Source organism: Clavibacter sp. CT19, from assembly GCF_027858075.1.
GTDB classification, from domain to species: Bacteria; Actinomycetota; Actinomycetes; order Actinomycetales; family Microbacteriaceae; genus Clavibacter; species Clavibacter tessellarius_A.
The window spans coordinates 176,512-196,161 of the sequence record NZ_JAQHYR010000007.1 but is presented as its reverse complement, the minus strand read 5'-3'; the positions used below and the strand labels follow the sequence as shown (position 1 = coordinate 196,161).

19 protein-coding genes are annotated in these 19,650 nt (G+C 72.8%); 2 read left to right on the top strand and 17 right to left on the bottom strand.

Annotated elements, in window-relative coordinates:
- Positions 1–2: 2 nt before the first annotated feature.
- Positions 3–617: a class I SAM-dependent methyltransferase gene (locus PED38_RS10410; RefSeq protein ID WP_063070537.1), complete on the top strand. Its 615-nt coding sequence runs from the start codon at positions 3–5 to the stop codon at positions 615–617.
- A 51-nt stretch (positions 618–668) separates the two neighbouring features.
- On the opposite strand, the gene dapF is transcribed toward PED38_RS10410, so the two are convergent.
- The 13 genes from dapF to thyX all read right to left on the bottom strand — a co-directional run bounded on the left by dapF (position 669) and on the right by thyX (position 15,170).
- Positions 669–1,547, bottom strand: coding sequence for a diaminopimelate epimerase (dapF, locus tag PED38_RS10405; RefSeq protein ID WP_063070538.1), 879 nt, complete (start codon positions 1,545–1,547; stop codon positions 669–671).
- Positions 1,548–1,556: 9 nt separating this feature from the next.
- Positions 1,557–2,480 (bottom strand): tRNA (adenosine(37)-N6)-dimethylallyltransferase MiaA, encoded by a 924-nt coding sequence (gene miaA, locus PED38_RS10400; RefSeq protein WP_270981140.1) that lies wholly within the window; start codon positions 2,478–2,480, stop codon positions 1,557–1,559.
- Positions 2,477–4,057, bottom strand: a complete 1,581-nt coding sequence (gene miaB, locus PED38_RS10395) for a tRNA (N6-isopentenyl adenosine(37)-C2)-methylthiotransferase MiaB (protein ID WP_270981139.1) — start codon at positions 4,055–4,057, stop codon at positions 2,477–2,479. The genes miaA and miaB overlap by 4 nt, the downstream gene beginning before the upstream one ends.
- A gap of 49 nt (positions 4,058–4,106) precedes the next feature.
- Positions 4,107–5,156, bottom strand: coding sequence for a RecX family transcriptional regulator (locus PED38_RS10390; protein ID WP_270981138.1), 1,050 nt, complete (start codon positions 5,154–5,156; stop codon positions 4,107–4,109).
- Positions 5,157–5,277: 121 nt separating this feature from the next.
- Positions 5,278–6,363 carry a recombinase RecA gene (recA, locus tag PED38_RS10385; protein ID WP_063070541.1) on the bottom strand — a complete coding sequence of 362 codons (1,086 nt, stop codon included), beginning with the start codon at positions 6,361–6,363 and terminating at the stop codon, positions 5,278–5,280.
- Positions 6,364–6,630: 267 nt separating this feature from the next.
- Positions 6,631–6,855, bottom strand: a complete 225-nt coding sequence (locus tag PED38_RS10380) for a DUF3046 domain-containing protein (protein ID WP_063070542.1) — start codon at positions 6,853–6,855, stop codon at positions 6,631–6,633.
- Positions 6,856–6,979: 124 nt separating this feature from the next.
- Positions 6,980–7,288, bottom strand: coding sequence for a helix-turn-helix domain-containing protein (locus PED38_RS10375; protein WP_012298599.1), 309 nt, complete (start codon positions 7,286–7,288; stop codon positions 6,980–6,982).
- A 139-nt stretch (positions 7,289–7,427) separates the two neighbouring features.
- Positions 7,428–7,967, bottom strand: coding sequence for a CinA family protein (locus PED38_RS10370; protein WP_081234803.1), 540 nt, complete (start codon positions 7,965–7,967; stop codon positions 7,428–7,430).
- The gene (pgsA, locus tag PED38_RS10365; RefSeq protein ID WP_270981135.1) at positions 7,964–8,587 is read right to left on the bottom strand and encodes a CDP-diacylglycerol--glycerol-3-phosphate 3-phosphatidyltransferase; all 624 of its coding nucleotides are present in this window, start codon (positions 8,585–8,587) and stop codon (positions 7,964–7,966) included. Before pgsA ends, PED38_RS10370 begins: the two co-directional genes overlap by 4 nt.
- 3 nt (positions 8,588–8,590) lie before the next feature.
- Positions 8,591–11,437, bottom strand: a complete 2,847-nt coding sequence (locus PED38_RS10360) for an FtsK/SpoIIIE family DNA translocase (RefSeq protein WP_270981133.1) — start codon at positions 11,435–11,437, stop codon at positions 8,591–8,593.
- Positions 11,438–11,668: 231 nt separating this feature from the next.
- Positions 11,669–13,345, bottom strand: a complete 1,677-nt coding sequence (locus tag PED38_RS10355) for a ribonuclease J (protein ID WP_063070545.1) — start codon at positions 13,343–13,345, stop codon at positions 11,669–11,671.
- 58 nt (positions 13,346–13,403) lie between these two features.
- On the bottom strand, positions 13,404–14,387 hold the full coding sequence (dapA, locus tag PED38_RS10350) for a 4-hydroxy-tetrahydrodipicolinate synthase (RefSeq protein WP_063070546.1): 984 nt from the start codon (positions 14,385–14,387) through the stop codon (positions 13,404–13,406).
- Between the two features lie 33 nt (positions 14,388–14,420).
- On the bottom strand, positions 14,421–15,170 hold the full coding sequence (gene thyX, locus PED38_RS10345) for an FAD-dependent thymidylate synthase (protein WP_270981162.1): 750 nt from the start codon (positions 15,168–15,170) through the stop codon (positions 14,421–14,423).
- A 177-nt stretch (positions 15,171–15,347) separates the two neighbouring features.
- Between thyX and PED38_RS10340 the strand changes: the two genes are divergently transcribed.
- The gene (locus PED38_RS10340) at positions 15,348–16,268 is read left to right on the top strand and encodes a TIGR01777 family oxidoreductase (protein WP_270981131.1); all 921 of its coding nucleotides are present in this window, start codon (positions 15,348–15,350) and stop codon (positions 16,266–16,268) included.
- A 28-nt stretch (positions 16,269–16,296) separates the two neighbouring features.
- On the opposite strand, the gene PED38_RS10335 is transcribed toward PED38_RS10340, so the two are convergent.
- From PED38_RS10335 to PED38_RS10320, 4 genes are all read right to left on the bottom strand, one after another.
- The gene (locus PED38_RS10335; protein ID WP_270981130.1) at positions 16,297–16,749 is read right to left on the bottom strand and encodes a hypothetical protein; all 453 of its coding nucleotides are present in this window, start codon (positions 16,747–16,749) and stop codon (positions 16,297–16,299) included.
- Positions 16,749–17,582 carry a 4-hydroxy-tetrahydrodipicolinate reductase gene (dapB, locus tag PED38_RS10330; RefSeq protein WP_270981128.1) on the bottom strand — a complete coding sequence of 278 codons (834 nt, stop codon included), beginning with the start codon at positions 17,580–17,582 and terminating at the stop codon, positions 16,749–16,751. Before dapB ends, PED38_RS10335 begins: the two co-directional genes overlap by 1 nt.
- An 89-nt stretch (positions 17,583–17,671) precedes the next feature.
- Positions 17,672–18,274 (bottom strand): histidine phosphatase family protein, encoded by a 603-nt coding sequence (locus PED38_RS10325; protein ID WP_063070550.1) that lies wholly within the window; start codon positions 18,272–18,274, stop codon positions 17,672–17,674.
- Between the two features lie 8 nt (positions 18,275–18,282).
- A complete protein-coding gene (locus tag PED38_RS10320) occupies positions 18,283–19,638 on the bottom strand; it encodes a M16 family metallopeptidase (protein WP_270981127.1) in 1,356 nt (451 codons plus the stop codon).
- Positions 19,639–19,650: the final 12 nt, after the last annotated feature.

The window sequence follows — 19,650 nt, the reverse complement described above, 5'->3', positions numbered from 1 at the left end:
TCATGGCCGACGCGCATTACTTCTCCTCGTCGCCGGCCGGCCCCCTGCGCACCCGCACCATCACGGTCGAGCTGGGCGGACGGACGGTCGACCTCGAGACCGCGGGCGGCGTCTTCAGCCCCGAGCACGTCGACCAGGGCACCCTGGTGCTGCTGCGCAACGTCCCGACGCCTCCGGCGGAGGGCCATCTGCTGGACGTGGGCTGCGGCTGGGGGCCGGTGGCGCTCGACCTGGCGATGCGGTCGCCGTCGGCCACGGTGTGGGCGGTCGACGTGAACGAGCGGGCGCTCGAGCTGACGCGGGCGAACGCCCGGTCCCTCGGTCTCGAGAACGTCAACGCGGTGCTGCCCGAGGATGTTCCCGCCGACCTCGCGTTCGCCACGGTGTGGTCGAACCCGCCCATCCGTGTGGGCAAGGAGGCCCTGCACGGGATCCTCACGCACTGGCTGCCTCGGCTCGCGGACGGCGCCGACGCGTGGCTGGTGGTGCAGCGGAACCTGGGATCCGACTCCCTGCAGCGCTGGCTGGTCGATGCTCTGCCCGCGGGGCTCGAGACCACGCGGGCCGCGTCGGACAAGGGCTTCCGCGTGCTGCGCGTCCACCGCGCCGACGACTAGGGCACGGGCCGGCTCTCCGCTCCGACGACGACGGCCGGGCCGCTGCGACGATCAGGCCAGCGCGACGACGCCGTCGAACACCAGCTCCGCGGGACCCGACAGGCCGACGTGCTCGCCGTCCTCCGCCGGGAACATGCGCACTCCGAGCACGCCGCCGGGGACCTGCACCCGCCACTGGTGCGGGGCCGCCGCGCCCGCCCAGTGCCGGGTCGCGAGGGCGGCGGCCACCGCGCCCGTGCCGCAGCTCAGCGTCTCGCCGCTGCCGCGCTCGTGCACGCGCATCGTGATGTGGCCGATGCCGTCGACGACGAGCGGATCCGCGGGGACGACCAGCTCGACGTTCACGCCGCCCGCGGGCTCCGGATCGAGCTGCGGGACGAAGCCCAGGTCGGCCTGCGCGAGCTCGTCCTCGCTGGAGAGCGCGACGACGACGTGCGGGTTCCCGACGTCGATGCCGAGGCCGGGGCGGGCCACCTGCAGGTCCTTGGCGCGCACCAGGGGCTCGCCGCCGGCGAGGGCCCAGCGTCCGAGGTCGACCTGGAAGCCGGATCCGCTGCGCTGCACCTCGCGCACGCCGGCGCGGGTGCCGATGGGGACGGTGCGGCCCGGCGGCAGCTCGATGAGGCCGTTCTCGATGAGGAAGAGCGTGAACACGCGGATGCCGTTGCCGCACATCTCCGCAGGGCTGCCGTCCGCGTTGCGGTAGTCCATGAACCACTCGGCGTCGGGGTCCTCCGCGAGGGCCGCCTGGCCCTCGGGGATCCGGCTCGACAGGACCGCGCGGATCGTGCCGTCGCCGCCGATGCCGAAGTGGCGGTCGCAGAGCGCCTGCACCTGCGTGTCGGTCAGCTGGATCTCGCCCGCGGGATCGGCGTACAGCACGAAGTCGTTGCCCGTGCCCTGTCCCTTGGTGAACTGCAGGTCTGCCATGCCGCCAGCCTACGGGCGCGTCACCGGGAGGGCGTCGAGGGCCTGCGCCAGGAGCTGGTCGTCGCGCGCATCGAGCCGCACCGCCTCGGTGTAGCGGCCGAACCAGGACACCTGTCGTCGGGCGTACCGGCGGGTCAGCGCGCGCGTCTCCTCGACGGCCTCCGCCTCCGTGATCTCGCCCGCGAGCTGCCGCGCCGCCTGCGCGTAGCCGATGGCCCGCGACGCGGTGACGCCGTCGGCGAGACCCGCGGGCAGCAGCCCGGCCACCTCGTCGACGAGGCCGGCGGCCCACATGCCCTCGACGCGCGCGTCGAGCCGCGGGACGAGCTCCTCGCGCGGGAGCGTGAGGGCCAGGATGCGCGCGGGGTGCCAGGCCTGCGGCTCGGCCGTCTCGCGCGCCGGCTGGGCACCGGAGATCTCGGCGACCTCCAGGGCCCGGACCAGCCGTCGGCCGTTGTGGGCGCCGATGCGCTGCGCGGCCGCGGGATCGACCTCGCGGAGCCGACGGTGCAGCATCCCCGGACCGGTCTCGACGAGATCGCGCTCGAGACGCTGCCGGATCTCCGGATCGGTGCCCGGGAAGTCGTAGTCGAACAGCACGGAGGAGACGTAGAGCCCCGAGCCCCCGACGAGGATGGGGACGGCTCCCCGCCCGAGGATCGCGCGCACCGCGGCGCGCGCGTCCTCCTGGTACGCCGCGACGGTGGCCTCGGCCGTCACGTCGAGGACGTCGAGGAGGTGGTGCGGGATGCCGCGGCGCTCCCCCTCCGGGAGCTTGGCGGTGCCGATGTCCATGCCGCGGTAGAGCTGCATGGCGTCCGCGTTCACGATCTCGGCCGCACTCCCCTCGGAGCGGATCCGCTCCGCGATGTCGAGCGAGAGCGCGGACTTGCCGGTGCCCGTGGCGCCGACGACCGCGATGATCGGGGTCACGCCCGGTGGCGCGGGTGCACGGAACCGCCGTCGCCCTGCGCCGCCACGCGGAGCGAGGGCAGGCCGAGCGAGACGCGGGGCGCCCCTCCGGCGCCGGGACCGGTCGTCGGCGCGGCCGGCACACCGCACGAGTCGGCCTGCGCGCGCTCGTATGCGTCGCCCGCACGCGTGCGGCGGATGCGCAGCGGCGCCTGGTCGACGGCATCGGCGATGAGGTGGAAGGGCGCGGCGCGGGTGATCTCCACGGTCACCGCGTCGCCGGGACGCGGCTCGCCGCTCCCCTCGGGCACGTCGAGGTGGACGAGACGCCCGTCCTGGGCACGGCCGGTGACGCGCCGCGTGTCGCCGTCCTTGCGCCCCTCGTGCGCGCTCACGAGCACCTCGACCGTGCGGCCGACCATGCGCTTGTTCTCCTCGTGGCTGATGCGCTCCTGCAGCGCGGTGAGCCGCGCGTAGCGCTCCTTCACCACGTCGGCCGGCACCTGCTCGTCCATCGTCGCCGCGGGGGTGCCCGGCCGGATCGAGTATTGGAAGGTGAATGCGGAGGAGAAGCGCGACGCCCCGACGACCCGCAGCGTCTCCTGGAAGTCCTCCTCGGTCTCGCCGGGGAAGCCGACGATGATGTCGGTAGTGATGGCGGCGTCCGGGATGCGCGTGCGCACCCGGTCGAGGATCCCGAGGAAGCGCTCCGACCGGTACGAGCGGCGCATGGCCTTGAGGACGCGGTCGGAGCCGGACTGGAGCGGCATGTGCAGCTGCGGCATGACGGCGGGCGTCTCGGCCATGGCGTCGATGACGTCGTCGGTGAAGGCGGCCGGATGCGGGCTGGTGAAGCGGATGCGCTCGAGCCCGTCGATGGCGCCGGCCGCGCGGAGCAGCTTGCCGAAGGCGTGTCGGTCGCCGAACTCGACCCCGTAGGAGTTCACGTTCTGGCCGAGCAGCGTGACCTCGACCGCCCCGTCGTCGACGAGCGCCTGGATCTCGGCGAGGATGTCGCCGGGACGCCTGTCCTTCTCCTTGCCGCGGAGCGCGGGCACGATGCAGAACGTGCAGGTGTTGTTGCAGCCCACGGAGATCGACACCCAGCCGCTCGCGATCTCGTCGCGCTTGGTGGGGAGCGTCGAGGGGAACGTCTCGAGGCTCTCGAGGATCTCGAGCTGCGCCTCCCCGTTGTGCCGCGCCCGTTCGAGCAGCGTGGGGAGCGCGCCCATGTTGTGGGTGCCGAACACGACGTCGACCCAGGGGGCCTTCTCGAGGACCGTCGCCCGGTCCTTCTGTGCGAGGCAGCCGCCGACGGCGATCTGCATGCCCTCGTGCCGGCGCTTCACGCTGGCGAGATGACCGAGGTTGCCGTAGAGCTTGTTGTCCGCGTTCTCGCGGACGGCGCACGTGTTGATGACCACGATGTCGGGCTCGGCGCCCTCTGCCGAGACGTAACCGGCCGCCTCGAGCGATCCCGTGAGCCGCTCGGAGTCGTGCACGTTCATCTGGCAGCCGTAGGTGCGGACCTCGTAGGTGCGGGGCCTGACGCCGTCGGTGGGACGGGACGCGCGGACGTGCTCGGCGACGGTGCTCATGATCGTCCAATCCTACGGCCGGGCATCCACCCCACCCGCTGCCGTCGCCTCAGCGGAAGCGCACGCGCGAGGATCCGCGTCGGGTGGCCAGCGCCGCCTTCGCCGCGTCGCGCACGACGCCTCCGCCGTACCCGCGGCGCATGAGGAACGACGTGAGCCGACGCTCCGCCGTCTCGTCGTCGTAGGAGGACAGCTGACCGACCCGCTTCATGGCGACCTCGGTGGCGCGGGCCAGCTCGTCGTCCGGCTGCTCCGCCATGGCCTCCTCGATGACGAGGGGGTCGAGCTTGCGGCGACGCATCTCCATCTCCACGGATCGGCGGCCGAGGCCCTTGCGATCGAGGTGGGTGTGGAGGATCTGCTCGGCCAGCGCGGCCTCGTCGATGTACTGCAGCGAGACGTAGCGGGCGAGCGTCTCCTCGACGATGTCGGGATCGATCTCCGCCCCTGCCAGCACCTCGTGGGCCTCCGCGAGCGACAGCCCGCGGCCGCGGAGGCGGTTGGCGAGCACGTTGTCCGCCCGCCGACGCTGGCGCTCGGGCGTGCGCTCCGCTACCCGCTCGTCCTCCGCCTCGGCTTCGCGACGCTCGTCCTCGACGCGATCCTCCTCCAGCCGGACCATGTCCCGACGGTAGGCCTCATCCTGCTCGGCCTTCTCCCGCGCACGGGCCGCCCGCTGCTCCTCGGCCCGCCACGCCGCCGGGGTCTCCTCGGGCGTCTCGACGGTCTCGGACTGCGCGCCCGGCGCCGGCTCCCGCGAGGGGCCGTCTGCCCCGCGCGCCGCCTGCGCCTCGGCCTCCGCCAGGACGCGTCGCGCCTCCGCGATGCGCTCCTGGGCCGCGAGAGCCCGCCCCGCCTCGGACGCGTCGACCGCCGCGCCGATCGTGACGACGCCGTCCACCTCGCTCACGGTCCGGCCACGTGCGGGGTGCGTGGGCTCCACGCGAGGAGCCGGCGCCTCGACGGCGGGCACCTCCGGCTCGACCCGCGGCCGTGTCGCGGCGCGCCGGGACCGACGGTCGGCGAGCGACGCGACGGGCGCGACCTCGTCGGCACCGGGACCGGTGCCCTGCTCGTTCTCGGAGGGGAATCTGACCATGGTGCGTCCGTCCTCGGGTGGCGCGCGCCCTCGCCTCGCGCGGGCGCGGCGGGTGGCGGGCCGATGTCGTGCAGGAGGGCGGGGCGCATCCGTGCGATGCGCCCCGCCGGGGTGCGCCGGGTCAGGCGCTCTTGCGGGCGGACGCCTTGGGCGCCACGGCGGCGACGGGCGCCGGTGCCGCGTCGGCCGCGGCCTCCACGGCGTTCGGGTCCTTCACGAGGCCGAGCTTGACCTTGATCTTCTGCTCGATCTCGGCGGCGATCTCCGGGTTGTTGAGGAGGTGCTTGCGCGAGTTCTCCTTGCCCTGGCCGAGCTGGTCGCCGTCGTAGGTGTACCAGGCGCCCGACTTGCGGACGATCTCGTGCTCGACGCCGAAGTCGATGAGGCTGCCCTCACGGGAGATGCCCGTGCCGTACAGGATGTCGAACTCCGCCTGCTTGAAGGGCGGCGCCATCTTGTTCTTCACGACCTTGACGCGGGTGCGGTTGCCGACCGCGTCCGTGCCGTCCTTCAGGGTCTCGATGCGGCGGATGTCGAGTCGCACCGACGCGTAGAACTTCAGCGCCTTGCCGCCCGCGGTGGTCTCGGGGCTGCCGAAGAACACGCCGATCTTCTCGCGGAGCTGGTTGATGAAGATCATGGTGGTCTGCGTCTGGTTGAGCCCACCGGTGAGCTTGCGGAGCGCCTGGGACATGAGCCGGGCCTGGAGACCGACGTGCGAGTCGCCCATCTCGCCCTCGATCTCGGCGCGCGGCACGAGCGCCGCCACGGAGTCGATGACGACGAGGTCGATGGACCCCGAGCGCACGAGCATGTCGGCGATCTCGAGGGCCTGCTCGCCCGTGTCGGGCTGGGAGACGAGGAGGGCGTCGATGTCGACGCCGAGCTTCTTGGCGTACTCCGGGTCGAGCGCGTGCTCCGCGTCGATGAAGGCCGCGATGCCGCCGGCGCGCTGGGCGTTGGCGATGGCGTGCAGGGTGAGCGTGGTCTTTCCCGAGGACTCCGGACCGTAGATCTCGACGATGCGGCCGCGCGGGAGCCCGCCGATGCCGAGCGCCACGTCCAGCGCGACGGAGCCGGTGGGGATGACGGCGACGGGCGCGCGCTCGTCGCTGCCCAGGCGCATGACCGAGCCCTTGCCGAACTGACGGTCGATCTGGGCGAGCGCGGTCTCGAGAGACTTCTCGCGATCTGCGGATGATGCCATGGGGTGCTCCTCGTGTCGAAGGTGGGTTGCCTGCAGGCTGTCGCTCCGATGCCGCGGGCTGCGGGATCCGGTGCCGACAAGGCGACGGGTGATCTCCGCGAGGTGCACGTTATGCGGCCCCGCCGACATCGCTGCCGGAGGCGCCTGACCTGTGCAGTCCGCGCTTCGATTCGCTCCTGTGGGGAGACTACGCGCGTTCGAAGGGATATTCGAACGACGCGCCGCGTGTCGCGAGGCGTCGTCCCCGGCACGCCGGGCCGGAACCGCTCAGGAGCGGGGTTCGGGCACGCCGGCGCCGTTCCACCGCGACCGCGGGACGTCCTGCGCGCGACAGAGCGCGAGCCACGCCTCGCGGGCGGGGGTGCCGTCCTTCAGGGCCTGCGCGCACGTGCGTCCGCCGAGCTCCCCGAGCACGAGGTCGGCGACGAGCACCGGTCCGTAGCCGGCGCCGAACTCGTCGGCCACGGCCCGCTGGAACTCGCTCAGTCGCATGCCCTCACGCTACCCGCTGCTCTCCGACCGTCCGCGCGGCGACCGCGTCGAGCGGGCCACCGGACGACGACGCCCCGCCCGTCACGATGACGGGCAGGGCGGGAGGTGGGGAGAGCTGCGGGACTCAGCGCGCGACGAGGTCGCTGTCGAAGCCGGCGACCAGGTCGTCGGGGATCGTGTCCGGGATGGGGTTGAGGCCCTCGATGACGGCGAGACGGTCGCCGACCTCGCGCATGATGACCGAGATGGGCGTGTCGAGCGCGTCGGCGACGGAGGCGAGGATCTCGCTCGACGCCTCCTTCTGGCCCCGCTCGACCTCGCTGAGGTAGCCGAGCGCAACGCTGGCCTTGCTGGCGACCTGGCGGAGCGTGCGCCCCTTCTGCAGGCGGAAGTCCCGAAGGACGTCGCCGATCTCCTGACGGACTAGAACCACGGGACCCTCCTCGTTGCGCCTGGTGCCTGATCGAACCGGAGGTCCGGGGCTGATGCGCGAGCATCTGGCCGAGGACCCAGGCTAAGCAGGGGCACTGGGCGTTGCTTGTGAACCTGCTTACGGCAACGCGGGCCGGCCATCAGATGTTCCCACCGGATCCGAGCGCGTCGGCGAGGGCCCGGAGCGCCTCGTGGACCACGCTCGCACGGACCTGCTGGCGGTCACCGTCGAGGTGCAGGGCGATGGCGCGGGAGTCGCCGTCGAGGGAGAGCCCGACGAAGGCCGTGCCGGGAGCCTGGCCGTCCTGCGGATCGGGACCGGCCGCCCCGGTGGTGGCGACCCCGACGTCGGCGGGGCGCCCGTCGACCTCGCAGGCCTCACGCACGCCGCGCGCCATCTGCCGGGCGACGTCGGGGTGCACGGCGCCGTGCACCGCGAGGATCGACGCCTCGACGCCGAGCAGCGTGCGCTTGAGCGCGGTGTCGTAGGAGACGATGCCGCCGGTCAGCGCCCGCGAGGCGCCGGGGACGCCCACGAGGGCGGCGGTGAGGAGCCCTCCGGTGAGCGACTCGGCCACGGCGAGACGGCGCCCGCTCGCGACCAGCGCGGCGATCACGCGCGCGGCGAGGTCCTCGTCCGTGGCATCCGCGGAGTCCGCGACGCCGAACGCGCCGCTCACGAGGCGCGCTCCGCCTGCAGCGCCTGCCGCATGTAGTCGAGCCCGGAGAGCACCGTGAGGACGAGGGCGATGGACATGAGCACCGTGTTCACGACGTGCATGCCGCCCCCCACGACGTCCCACAGCGGCAGGAGCGCGACGCTGATGGCCACGGCCTGCGCGACGGTCTTCAGCTTGCCGCCGCGGGACGCCGCGACGACGCGGTCCCGCAGCACGGCGAAGCGGTAGGCCGTGATGCCGAGCTCGCGCACGAGGATCACGATGGTGACCCACCACGGGAGCTCGCCGAGCACGGACAGCATCACGAGGGCGGCGCCCGTGAGCACCTTGTCGGCGATGGGGTCGAGGAGCTTGCCCAGGTCGGTCACGAGGTTCCGGCTGCGGGCGATGTGCCCGTCGACGCCGTCGGTCGCGATGGCCACGATGAAGAGCGCCGCGGCGGCGTACCGCAGCGGGCCGTCGGATCCGTCGTCGGCCGCGAGGAGGACGACGAAGACGGGGGCCAGCAGGATCCGCACGATCGTGAGGATGTTGGCGACGTTCCAGGGGCTCGCCGGGGAGTCGCCCGCGCGCCAGACACGCGGTGCCCCGGCGGCACCCGATGCGATGCGATCGGCCACCGGTCAGTCCCTGCCCGTGAGGCCCCAGGCGTCGTCGTCGCCCTCGGCCTCCACCTGCTCGTACGCGTCGAGGTCCTTGTGCAGCGGATCCGACGGGTAGCGGTTCCCGTCGTCCGTCTCGGCGGGAGCGGCGGCCGCGGGGCCGGGCGCGGCTGCCGGGGCGGCGGTCGCGGGTCCCGCGGGCGTCTCCCCGCGCAGCGTCGCGAGGACGCCCGGCAGCTGCTCCGCGGAGACGAGGACGTCGCGCGCCTTGGAGCCCTCGGACGGGCCGACGATCTCGCGGGCCTCGAGGAGGTCCATGAGGCGGCCGGCCTTGGCGAACCCGACGCGCAGCTTCCGCTGGAGCATCGACGTGGATCCGAACTGCGTGCTGACGACGAGCTCGGCGGCCGCGAGGAGCACCTCGAGGTCGTCGCCGATGTCCGCGTCGATCTCCTTCTTCTCGGCGGCGACCGCGACGTCCTGGCGGTACTCGGGCCGGGCCTGGCGCGTGACGTGCTCGACGACCTTCGCGATCTCGGCCTCCTGCACCCACGCGCCCTGCACGCGGACCGCCTTGTTGGCGCCCATGGGGAGGAAGAGGCCGTCGCCCTGGCCGATGAGCTTGTCGGCGCCGGGCTGGTCGAGGATCACGCGGGAGTCGGTCATGCTCGACACCGCGAACGCGAGACGCGACGGCACGTTGGCCTTGATGAGGCCGGTGACCACGTCGACCGACGGGCGCTGCGTCGCGAGCACGAGGTGGATGCCGGCGGCGCGCGCGAGCTGGGTGATGCGGACGATCGAGTCCTCGACGTCGCGCGGCGCGACCATCATGAGATCGGCGAGCTCGTCGACCACCACGAGGAGGTAGGGGTACGGGCGCAGCGTCCGCTCGCTGCCCTCGGGGAGCACGATGGAGCCGCTCGTGACGGCCTTGTTGAAGTCGTCGATGTGGCGGAAGCCGAAGCTGGCGAGGTCGTCGTACCTCATGTCCATCTCCTTCACCACCCACTGCAGCGCCTCGGCCGCCTTCTTCGGGTTGGTGATGATGGGCGTGATGAGGTGCGGCACGCCCGCGTAGATGGTGAGCTCCACGCGCTTCGGGTCGATGAGGACCATGCGCACGTCGCTCGGCTTCGCCCGCATGAGGAGCGAGGTGATCATCGAGTTGACGAAGCTCGACTTGCCGGACCCCGTGGAACCCGCGACCAGGAGGTGGGGCATCTTCGCGAGGTTGGCGATGACGTAGCCGCCCTCGACGTCCTTGCCGACGCCGATGGTCATCGGGTGCGCGCTGCTCGTGGCCGCGGACGAGCGAAGCACGTCGCCGAGGGAGACGATCTCGCGGTCGGTGTTCGGGATCTCGACGCCGATGGCGCTGCGGCCCGGGATGGGCGAGAGGATGCGGACCTCGTTGGACGCGACCGCGTAGCTGATGTTCTTGGCCAGCGCCGTGACGCGCTCGACCTTGACGCCGGGCGCGAGCTCGAGCTCGTAGCGCGTGACCGTCGGGCCGCGCGAGAAGCCGGTGACGGTGGCGTCGACCTGGAAGTTCGTGAGCACCTCGGTGAGCGCGCGCACCACCTCGTCGTTGACCGACGAGCGGGACTTCGCGGGCGTGCCGGGCGAGAGGGTGCTGGCCGCGGGGAGGCGGTACGGCGCCTGCGGCGCGTCGGACTCCCCCGAGACGACGCCCGCGTCGGAGCCGTCGTCCTCGAAGCCGGGCAGGACGGCGGGCTCGTCGTCGTCGCGGATGCCCGTGGGGTGCACCGGGATGGACGGCAGGATCGCGGTCGCCGTCGCGTCGACGGGCGCGTCGAGGTCGATGCGGCGGGTCGCGGCCTCGTCGCCCGCGAAGGCACCGGGCTCGGGGCGGGAGGCATCGGGATCCACCGTGCGGTCGATGACCGTGGTGGGGGCCTCCGCGGCGGTTCTCTCGACGACGTCGTCGGATCCGGCGTGCGGCGCGAGCACCGGGCTGTCGAACGCGGGCGCGTCCTCGCGCTGGCTGCGGTTGCGGCGCCACCACGGGAGGCTGTCGGTGTCGACCGGCCCCTCGTCGTCGAGCCCCTCGAGCTCGACCTGCTCCGTCGCCTGCGCCTTGCGGGCGGCGCGGTCGGCGGCGCGCTGCTCCTCGTCCACCGGCGGGGCGCCGAAGAGGTAGGAGTAGAGCTCGCGGAGTCGCGCACCCACGCGGTTCGGCGGCGTGCGCGTGATGATGAAGAGGGAGAGCAGGAGCAGGATCCCGGCCACGATGCCCGCGCCGATCGGCGTGATGAGCAGCGACAGCGGGGCCGCGAGCACCCAGCCGAGGACGCCGCCGGCCCGGGCCAGCGCGAGCATACCGTCGCGGGGATCCGGGGCGCCGGTGAGGATGTGGCACAGCGCGGCGATCGAGACCAGGAAGAGCGAGACGCCGATGCCGATGCGTCCGTTGTCGCTGACGGACGCCGGGTGCCGGAAGAGCCAGAGGGCGAGGAGCACCATCACGATGGGCAGCGCGAACGCGACCCGGCCGAAGAGGCCGCCGAACGTGTACGCGTCGAAGGCCATGGCCACGTCGTTGAGGGGGTTGAACCACTCGACGACGACGCCGGCGATCGCGAGCACCACGAGGAGGAAGGGGATGCCGTCGCGGCGCTCCTCCTTCGCGAGCTTCTCGGGGCCGAGGGCCCGGAAGAGCGCGCCCGTGGCGTGGGCGAGGCCCATCCACACGGCGACGAGGGGGCCGCGCCCCTCGGGCTGCACGGGGTAGGCCACGGTCTGCTGCTTCGTCTCGGTGGCGCGCCCCTTCCGCGGGGGCGTGGCGCGCGGCGCGCCCGAGGAGGTCTTCCCGGCGCGGCTGGTCGACCTGGTGCTCGTAGCCATGCGACCCACGTTATCCCGCGCCGCCGTCGCCGAGGGGACGCCTGGCCGGGCGGGACGCGTGCCGCCCGGGCGGGCATCGGCAGCGGATCGCGTCCACGACGGGCACGCGCACCGCGACCCGGGCGGGGAGCGGGCCCGCCACGGCGCCCATGAGGAGCGCGGCGCCCCGTCCCCGGGGGCCGCCGAGAGCGGCGGAGGCGGGGCTCCGCGACGCCCGCCCCGTGCGCCGCCCTACGCCTCGATGACCACCGGGATGATCATCGGGCGGCGGCGGTGCGACGAGTTGACCCAGCGGCCGACCGTGCGGCGGACGACCTGCGAGTACGCGTGCGTGTCGCGCGTGCCGTTGGCCGCCGCCTCCGCGAGCGCCCGGACGACGAGCGGCTTGACGCTGTCGAACACGCGGCTGTCCTCGGCGAACCCGCGCGCCTCGATCTCCGGGCCGACGATGGCCTTGCCGGTCTGCGGCTCGACCACCACGAAGATCGTGACGAAGCCCTCCTCGGAGAGGATGCGGCGGTCCTTGAGGTCGGCGTCGGTGATCTCGCCCACCGTGGACCCGTCGACGTAGACGTACCCGACGTCGAGCTGGCCCGTGACGCGCACGTGCCCCTCCTTCATGTCGAGGACGGTGCCGTCCTCCGCGAGGAACGTGTTGCGCTCCGGCACGCCCGTCTGGATGGCCAGCTGCTGGTTCGCGACCAGGTGCCGGTACTCGCCGTGCACCGGCAGGACGTTCCGGGGCCGGAGGATGTTGTAGCAGTAGAGCAGCTCGCCGGCGGCCGCGTGGCCCGAGACGTGGACCTTCGCGTTGGCCTTGTGCACGACCTTCGCGCCCAGCTTGGTCAGCCCGTTGATCACGCGGTACACCGCGTTCTCGTTGCCCGGGATGAGGCTCGACGCGAGGATGACGGTGTCGTCCTGGCCGATCTCGATCTGGTGCTCGAGGTTCGCCATGCGGCTGAGCACGGCCATCGGCTCGCCCTGCGACCCGGTGCTCATGTAGACGATCTCGTCGTCGCGCAGGGCCACCGCCTTCTTCGCGTCGATGAGGATGCCGTCCGGCACCTTGAGGTAGCCGAGCTCGGCGGCGATGGTCATGTTCCGGATCATCGAGCGGCCGATGAACGCGACGCGGCGCCCGTTCGCGGCCGCCGCGTCGAGCACCTGCTGCACCCGGTGCACGTGGCTCGAGAAGCTCGCGACGATGACCCGACGCGGCGCCTTCGAGATGACGGCCTCGAGCACCGGCCCGATGGAGCGCTCCGTGGGGGTGAAGCCCGGCACGTCGGCGTTCGTCGAGTCGGACATGAAGAGGTCGATGCCGGCCTCCCCCAGGCGCGCGAAGGCGCGCAGGTCGGTGATCCGGCCGTCGAGCGGCAGCTGGTCCATCTTGAAGTCGCCCGTGTGCAGCACCCGGCCGGCCGAGGTCGTGATGGCGACGGCGAGCGCATCCGGGATGGAGTGGTTGACGGCCACGAACTCGAGCTCGAACGGGCCCAGGCGCTCGCGGTCGCCCTCCTTCACCTGGAACGTGTACGGCGTGATCCGGTGCTCCTTGAGCTTCGCCTCGATGAGCGCGAGCGTGAGGCCGGAGCCGATCAGCGGGATGTCCCGCTTGAGCCTCAGCAGGTACGGGACCGCGCCGATGTGGTCCTCGTGGCCGTGGGTGAGGACGATGCCGACCACGTCGTCGAGGCGGTCCGCGATGGAGGAGAAGTCGGGGAGGATCAGGTCGACGCCCGGCTGGTGCTCCTCGGGGAAGAGCACGCCGCAGTCGACGACGAGGATCTTGCCGTCGATCTCGAACGTGGTCATGTTCCGGCCGATCTCGCCGAGGCCGCCGATCGGGGTGATGCGGAGGATGCCGGGCTTCAGCTCGGGCGGATCGTAGACGGCCTGGGCCATGGGTCTCCTCTGGTGGCGGTGCGGCGCGACGGCCGGCGACGGGAAGCTCGGGCGCGGCTCAGCGCGTGGTGCCGGCGACCTGCGGCAGGGCACCACCGGCGGCGGCGTTGCGGTCGGGGCGGAAGTTGCGGAAGTCGACGCCGGGGACGTCGCGGACGAGGTCGATCTCGTCCTCGATCTGCGCGGCCTCCCACTCCTCCGGTCCCACGAGGGGCAGGCGCACGCGCGGGCTGCCGATGCGGCCGAGGCCGTGGAGGATGTACTTCGCCGCGACCGTGCCGGGCACGTGCGTCATGACGGCGCGGACGAGCGGCTCGAGCTGCTGGTGCGCATGCGTGGCGGCGCTCAGGTCGCCCGCGTTCACCGCGTCGACCATGGTGCGGTACGGCGTGGCCGTGATGTTCGCGGTGACGCCGATGAGGCCCGTGCCGCCGATCGCGAGCGTCGGCAGCGCGTTGGCGTCGTCGCCCGCGAAGTACATGAGGCTCGTCTGGTTGAGCACGCGGCTCGCCTGCGCGAGGTCGCCCTTGGCGTCCTTCACCGCGAGGATGTTCGGGTGCTTGGCGGCGCGGAGGATGGTCTCGTACTGGATGGGGATGCCCGTGCGGCCGGGGATGTCGTAGAGGATGACCGGCAGGTCCGTGGCGTCCGCGATCATCCGGAAGTGCGTGAGCACGCCCGCCTGCGTGGGCTTGTTGTAGTACGGCGTGACGATCATGTTGCCGTCGGCGCCGGCCTTCTCGCTCTGCCGCGCGAGCTGCATGGCGTGCGCGGTCTCGTTCGAGCCGCCGCCCGTGATGATCTTCGCCCGGCCCGCGCTCACGGAGCGGCCGACCTCGACGAGCTTGATCTTCTCCGGGTCGGTCAGCGTGCTCGTCTCGCCGGTGGTGCCGGTGACGACGATGCCGTCCGCGCCCGCGGTGATGACGTCGTCGATGTGCTTCTCGACGCCCGGCCAGTCCACCTCGCCGTCGGCCGTGAAGGGGGTGACGAGCGCCACCAGGACCTGACCGAAGGGATTCTCAGACGACACGGCTCCCATGGTAACGGTCGGCGGGCGGGCCGCTCCGGTGCGCTACGGCGCGACCCGGCCGTTCTTCTGGAAGGCCGCGTGCGTGAGGGGCATGAGGCGCTCGAACTCGGTCTCCATCTTCTCCGCGCACATCTCGATCTCGCGCTGCGGGAAGCTCGGGAACGTCGAGTCCTCGTGCTTGGTGCGCAGCGACAGGAAGTTCATCAGCGCGCGGGCGTTGAGGGTCACGTACATCGACGAGTAGATGTTGAGCGGGAGCACGATGCGGGCGACCTCGCGGGCCACGCCCTGCTCGAGCATCCGCTGGTACGAGGCGTACGCCTCCTCCGAGGTGCGTCGCGTCTCCGCCTGCACCAGCTGGGTCTGCTCGGGGGTGCCCGCGTGGAACTCGTAGGCGCCGGGCTTGCCGACCTGCACGAGGTTGCGCTCGGGGCCGGGCACGTAGAACACCGCGTCGAGCTCCTTGTAGCGGCCCGACTCCTCGTTGTACGAGGCCATGCGGTGGCGCATGAACTCGCGGAACACGAAGATCGGCGCCTGCACGTAGAAGGTCATCGAGTTGTGCTCGAACGGGGAGCCGTGGCGGTCGCGCATGAGGTAGTTGATGAGGCCGCGGTCGCGCTTGACGCGCTTCTCCTCGGCCTCGGTGTCGACGTCGCCCTCGAGGGCGCGGTCCTGGCCGTCGGGCTCGTCGAGCGCGCGCTCGAGGGTCTTCTCGCCGGCGGTGGAGACGCGGGCCGCGAAGATCACGTCGGAGTCGTGGGCGCTGGAGCGGACGAGCTCCACGGTCATGTCGGATCTGAAGGCGATGTCGTGGGGCACGACGTCACTGTACGCGACCGCCGTCACGCGGGACGCCGGCTGGGAGGGCCGCGCGCGCACCTCCGTCGACGAGCCGCGCACGCCCTGCGCCCGGCCCGCGGGCGGTGGCGCGTCCTAGGCTGTGGGGCACCGACGAAGGGCGCCACCATGGCCGACAGCACCGCATCCCCCGCCCCGCTCACCGTCCTCATCTCGGGCGCCGGCGGCACCATCGGCACCGAGCTGCAGGCGCAGCTCCACGACGCGGGCCACCGGGTCCGGAAGCTCGTCCGCCACGCGCCCTCCTCCCCCGACGAGCGCGAGTGGCAGCCCGCCGAGGGGCGGCTCGATCCCGCCGCGCTCGACGGGGTGGACGCCGTCGTCAACCTCTCGGGCGCGTCGATCAGCCGTCTGCCGTGGACGAAGCCGTACCAGGAGGAGATCCGCTCGTCCCGTGTGCAGGCGACGCGCACCATCGTCGGCGCCATGTCCGCCGCCGCGACGCCGCCCGCGGTGCTGCTGAACGGATCCGCCGTCGGCTTCTACGGCGACCGCCCGCAGCAGCGGCTCACCGAGGACTCGCCGCGCGGCGCCGGCTTCCTCGCGGAGGTCGTGGAGGCGTGGGAGGCGGAGGCGCACGAGGCGCCCGCCGGCGTGCGCGTCGCGACCCTGCGCACCGGCCTCGTGCTGGCCCAGGCCGGCGCGCTCGCGCCGCTCCGGCTGCTCACGAACCTCGGGCTCGCCGGCAAGCTCGGCACCGGCGGGCAGGTGTGGCCGTGGATCTCCCTGCGCGACGAGGCCGCCGCCATCGTGCACCTGCTGACGTCGTCGATCTCCGGACCCGTGAACCTCACCGGGCCCGAGCCCGTGATGGCGGACCGGCTCATGCGCCACCTCGCGAAGCGGATGCACCGCCCCTACCTGATCCCCGCGCCCGAGGCCCTCATCCGGCTGGCGCTGCGGGACGCGGGCCAGGAGCTGCTGCTCTCCAGCCAGCCCGCCCGCCCGGAGAAGCTGCTCGCCGACGGCTTCGTCTTCCGGGACCCGACCGTCGAGCTCGCGATCGACCGGCTGCTCGCGAAGGGCTAGCCGGGGCGGCCCGCCCGGCGCCCACGGCTCAGGCGGCGGGTTCGCGCGTGCCGTGCAGCGAGATCGCGCGCCGGATCGCGCCGCGGGCGCGACGGCGGTCGCCGCTCGCGTCGTAGGCGAGCCCGAGGCGGAACCAGGCCCGCCAGCTCGAGGGCGCGTCCTCGACCTCGGCCTGGTAGACGGGGAACGACGCGTCGGCCGCGTCGCGCAGGGGCCGACCGCTCGCGCGCGTCGGCAGGTCGTCGACCGGCAGGCCGCCCTCCTCCTCGAGGATCCGCGCGAGCCTGCCGCTGCGCACCCCGAACGCCAGCTCGCGCACCAGCGCCCACGCACCCACGAGCGACAGCAGCACGAGGCCGATCCCGAGCAGGATGCCGACGGGCTGGCCCGACAGCACGAGCAGGACGGCGAACTGACCGGCGACCGCGAGGTACAGCACCATGAGCACGGCCATGAGGCCGACGCCGATGCGCGTGCCCATCAGGAGCTCGTGACGGTGGCGGCCTGGCCGCTCGGGCCGCCGTCGTCCACCGGTCCGGTCGTGGACGCGGCGTCGGCGGCGCGGGCCGCGCGCTCGCGCGAGCCGTCCAGGTCGATGAGGCGGTCGAGCCCGACGCTCACGCCGCGCGCGCTGCGGGTGGCACGGAGCGCGAGCAGGATGCCGGCCTCGTAGGCGCTCGGGGCGAGCGTGTCGTGGCTGATCGTGAGGACCTCGCCGTTGCCGCCGAACAGCACGTCCTGCTTGGCGACGATGCCCTGCATCCGGAGGCTGTGCACCGGGATGCTGGCGACCTGCTGGCCGCGCGCGCGCTGATCCGTGTGCGGCGCCTGCACCGGGCCCCGATCGCCGCGGGCCTGGGACATGAGCTCCGCGGTGCGCACCGCCGTGCCGGACGGCGAGTCGATCTTGCTGGAACGATGTCCCTCGACGATCTCGATGGAGTCGTAGAACCGGGCGGCCATCTGCGCGAACGAGGTCGCGAGCACGCTGCCGATGGAGAAGTTCGGGATGATGACGACGCCCACGGCGAGGTTGCCGGTGATGCGGCGCTCGAGGCCCTGGATGCGCTCGGCCGTCCAGCCGCTCGTGCCCACGAGCACGTTCATGCCGTGCGCGATCGCGTACTCGACGACGCCCTGGCTGACCGCGGGGAGCGTGACGTCGACCGCGATGTCGGCGCCGAGCATGTCCGACAGCTCGTCCGTCGAGCGGAGGCTGGCGACGAGCTCGAACTCCTCGCTCGCCTCGACGATCTGCGTGATCAGCTGGCCCATGCGTCCCGTTGCGCCGACGACGGCGACCGTGGTTGTCATCCGGCCAGCGTACCGGGGCCGCCGCCGCGGGCGCCCGGGCCGGCGCCCTCCCTCGGGATGGCGATCCGCGAGGAAGCAGCGCCGCGCCGCTAGTAGGGCTGCTGCTCCGGCAGGCCCGTGCGCAGCTCGACCGGCAGGTGGCCGAGGTCGTTGTGCACGACGAGCACGGGCGGCTTCGCCGAGCGCACGCGGATGATGGTGAGGCCGCAGTTGGCCTGGTTGATGCCCATCCAGCGCCACTCCGGCGCGTCGAACACGTGCCGCACGAACCACGCGATGACGAAGTTGTGCGTGATGAGCAGGTCGTGCCGGTCGCCGCGCGCGGGCGCGAGGAACTCGCTCACCGCGTCGGCCATCTGGGCGCTGCCCGCGTCGATCTCCTCCTCGGTGATCCCGCCGAAGAACGACTCGAAGGCGTGCGGCATGTCGGGCACCGGGCCGGAGGGGATGCAGTCGAACAGGAGCGACGACGGCTCGGGCTCCATGGCGGGCATCCGCTCCGCCATGATGGCGGCCGTCTCCTCCGCGCGGGCCAGCGGCGAGTGCCGGACCGACGTGAACGGCACGCCGCTCAGGCGATCCGCGATGCAGTGCGCCTGGCGCTTGCCGCGTCCGGAGAGCGGACCGTCGGGGAGGCCGTGCTCGGCGTCCTGCTGCTCGCCGTGGCGGACGAGGTAGATGTAGTGGGACACGGTTCCTCCTAGAGGAGCGAGGGGGTCGCGAGCAGCGGGGCGAACGCGTCGGCACCGACGGTGCCCACGGCGGCGATGGACAGCGGACGGGACGCGAGATCGGCGGCGAGGGCGCGCACGTCCTCCGCGGTGACGCGGGACAGCCGCACCAGCGTCTCGTCGAGGTCGACGAACTCGCCGGTGGTGATCTCGGATCGGCCGAGTCGCGACATGCGCGTGTCCGAGTCCTCGAGCGCGAGCGCGGACTGGCCGGAGAGCTGACCGAACGCGCGGGTCAGCTCCTCGTCGGTCACGTGCTCGTCGGCGAGGCGGCGGAACTCGTCGAGCATGAGGCGCGAGACCTGCGCGGTCTTGGCGGCCGTGCATCCGGCGTAGAGCCCGAAGACCCCGGCGTCGGAGTACGAGGCGCCGAACGAGTAGACGGAGTACGCGAGGCCGCGCTTCTCGCGCACCTCCTGGAAGAGGCGCGACGACATGCCGCCGCCGAGCACGCTGTTCAGCATGGCGAGGGCCGGCCGGCGGCCGTCGGACGCCGCGAGGCCCGGGACGCCGAGCAGGATGTTGGTCTGCTCGATGGGACGGTCGACCACGACCAGCTCGCTGCCGCGGGTGATGGTCGGCGCGGCTCCCGTGCGACGGGCGACGGGGGCGGCCTGGACGGAGAGGTCCCAGCCCGCGCGCTCGAGGCCGGCGGTGACCCGCGCGACGAGGGCGTCGTGGTCGACGGCGCCGGCGGCGGTGACGACGAGGTCCTGCGGGCGGTAGTTGCGTCGGTAGTGCGCCACGACCGCGTCGCGCTCGGCCGCCTCGATGTCCTCGGGGCTTCCGCCGATGGGACGGCCGAGCGGGTGATCCCCGAGGACGGCCTCGAAGAAGCGCTCGCTCGTGACGTCGCCCGGGTCGTCGTCCGCCATGGCGAGCTCCTCGAGGATGACCCCGCGCTCGGTCTCGAACTCCTCGGCGTCGATGAGGCTCGAGGTGACCATGTCGGCCAGCACGTCGACGGCCATGCCGAGGTCGCGATCCCGGACCTTGGCGTAGTAGCAGGTGTACTCCTTGGCCGTGACCGCGTTGTGCTCGCCGCCGACCGCGTCGAACGCCACGGCGATGTCGAGCGCCGACCGCGACGCCGTGCCCTTGAAGAGGAGGTGCTCGAGGAAGTGGGTGGACCCGAGGTCTCCCGGCTGTTCGTCGCGCGAGCCCACGGCCACCCACATGCCGATGGTGGCGCTGCTGCTGCCGGGGACGTCCTCGCTGAGGATGCGGACGCCGGACGGGAGGACGCTGCGTCGGACCAGTGACCCGCCCGCCGCGCGGATGGTGAGCTCGGGCTGGTCGAGGGGGAGTTCTACGGGGCGCGACATCATCGTCACCCT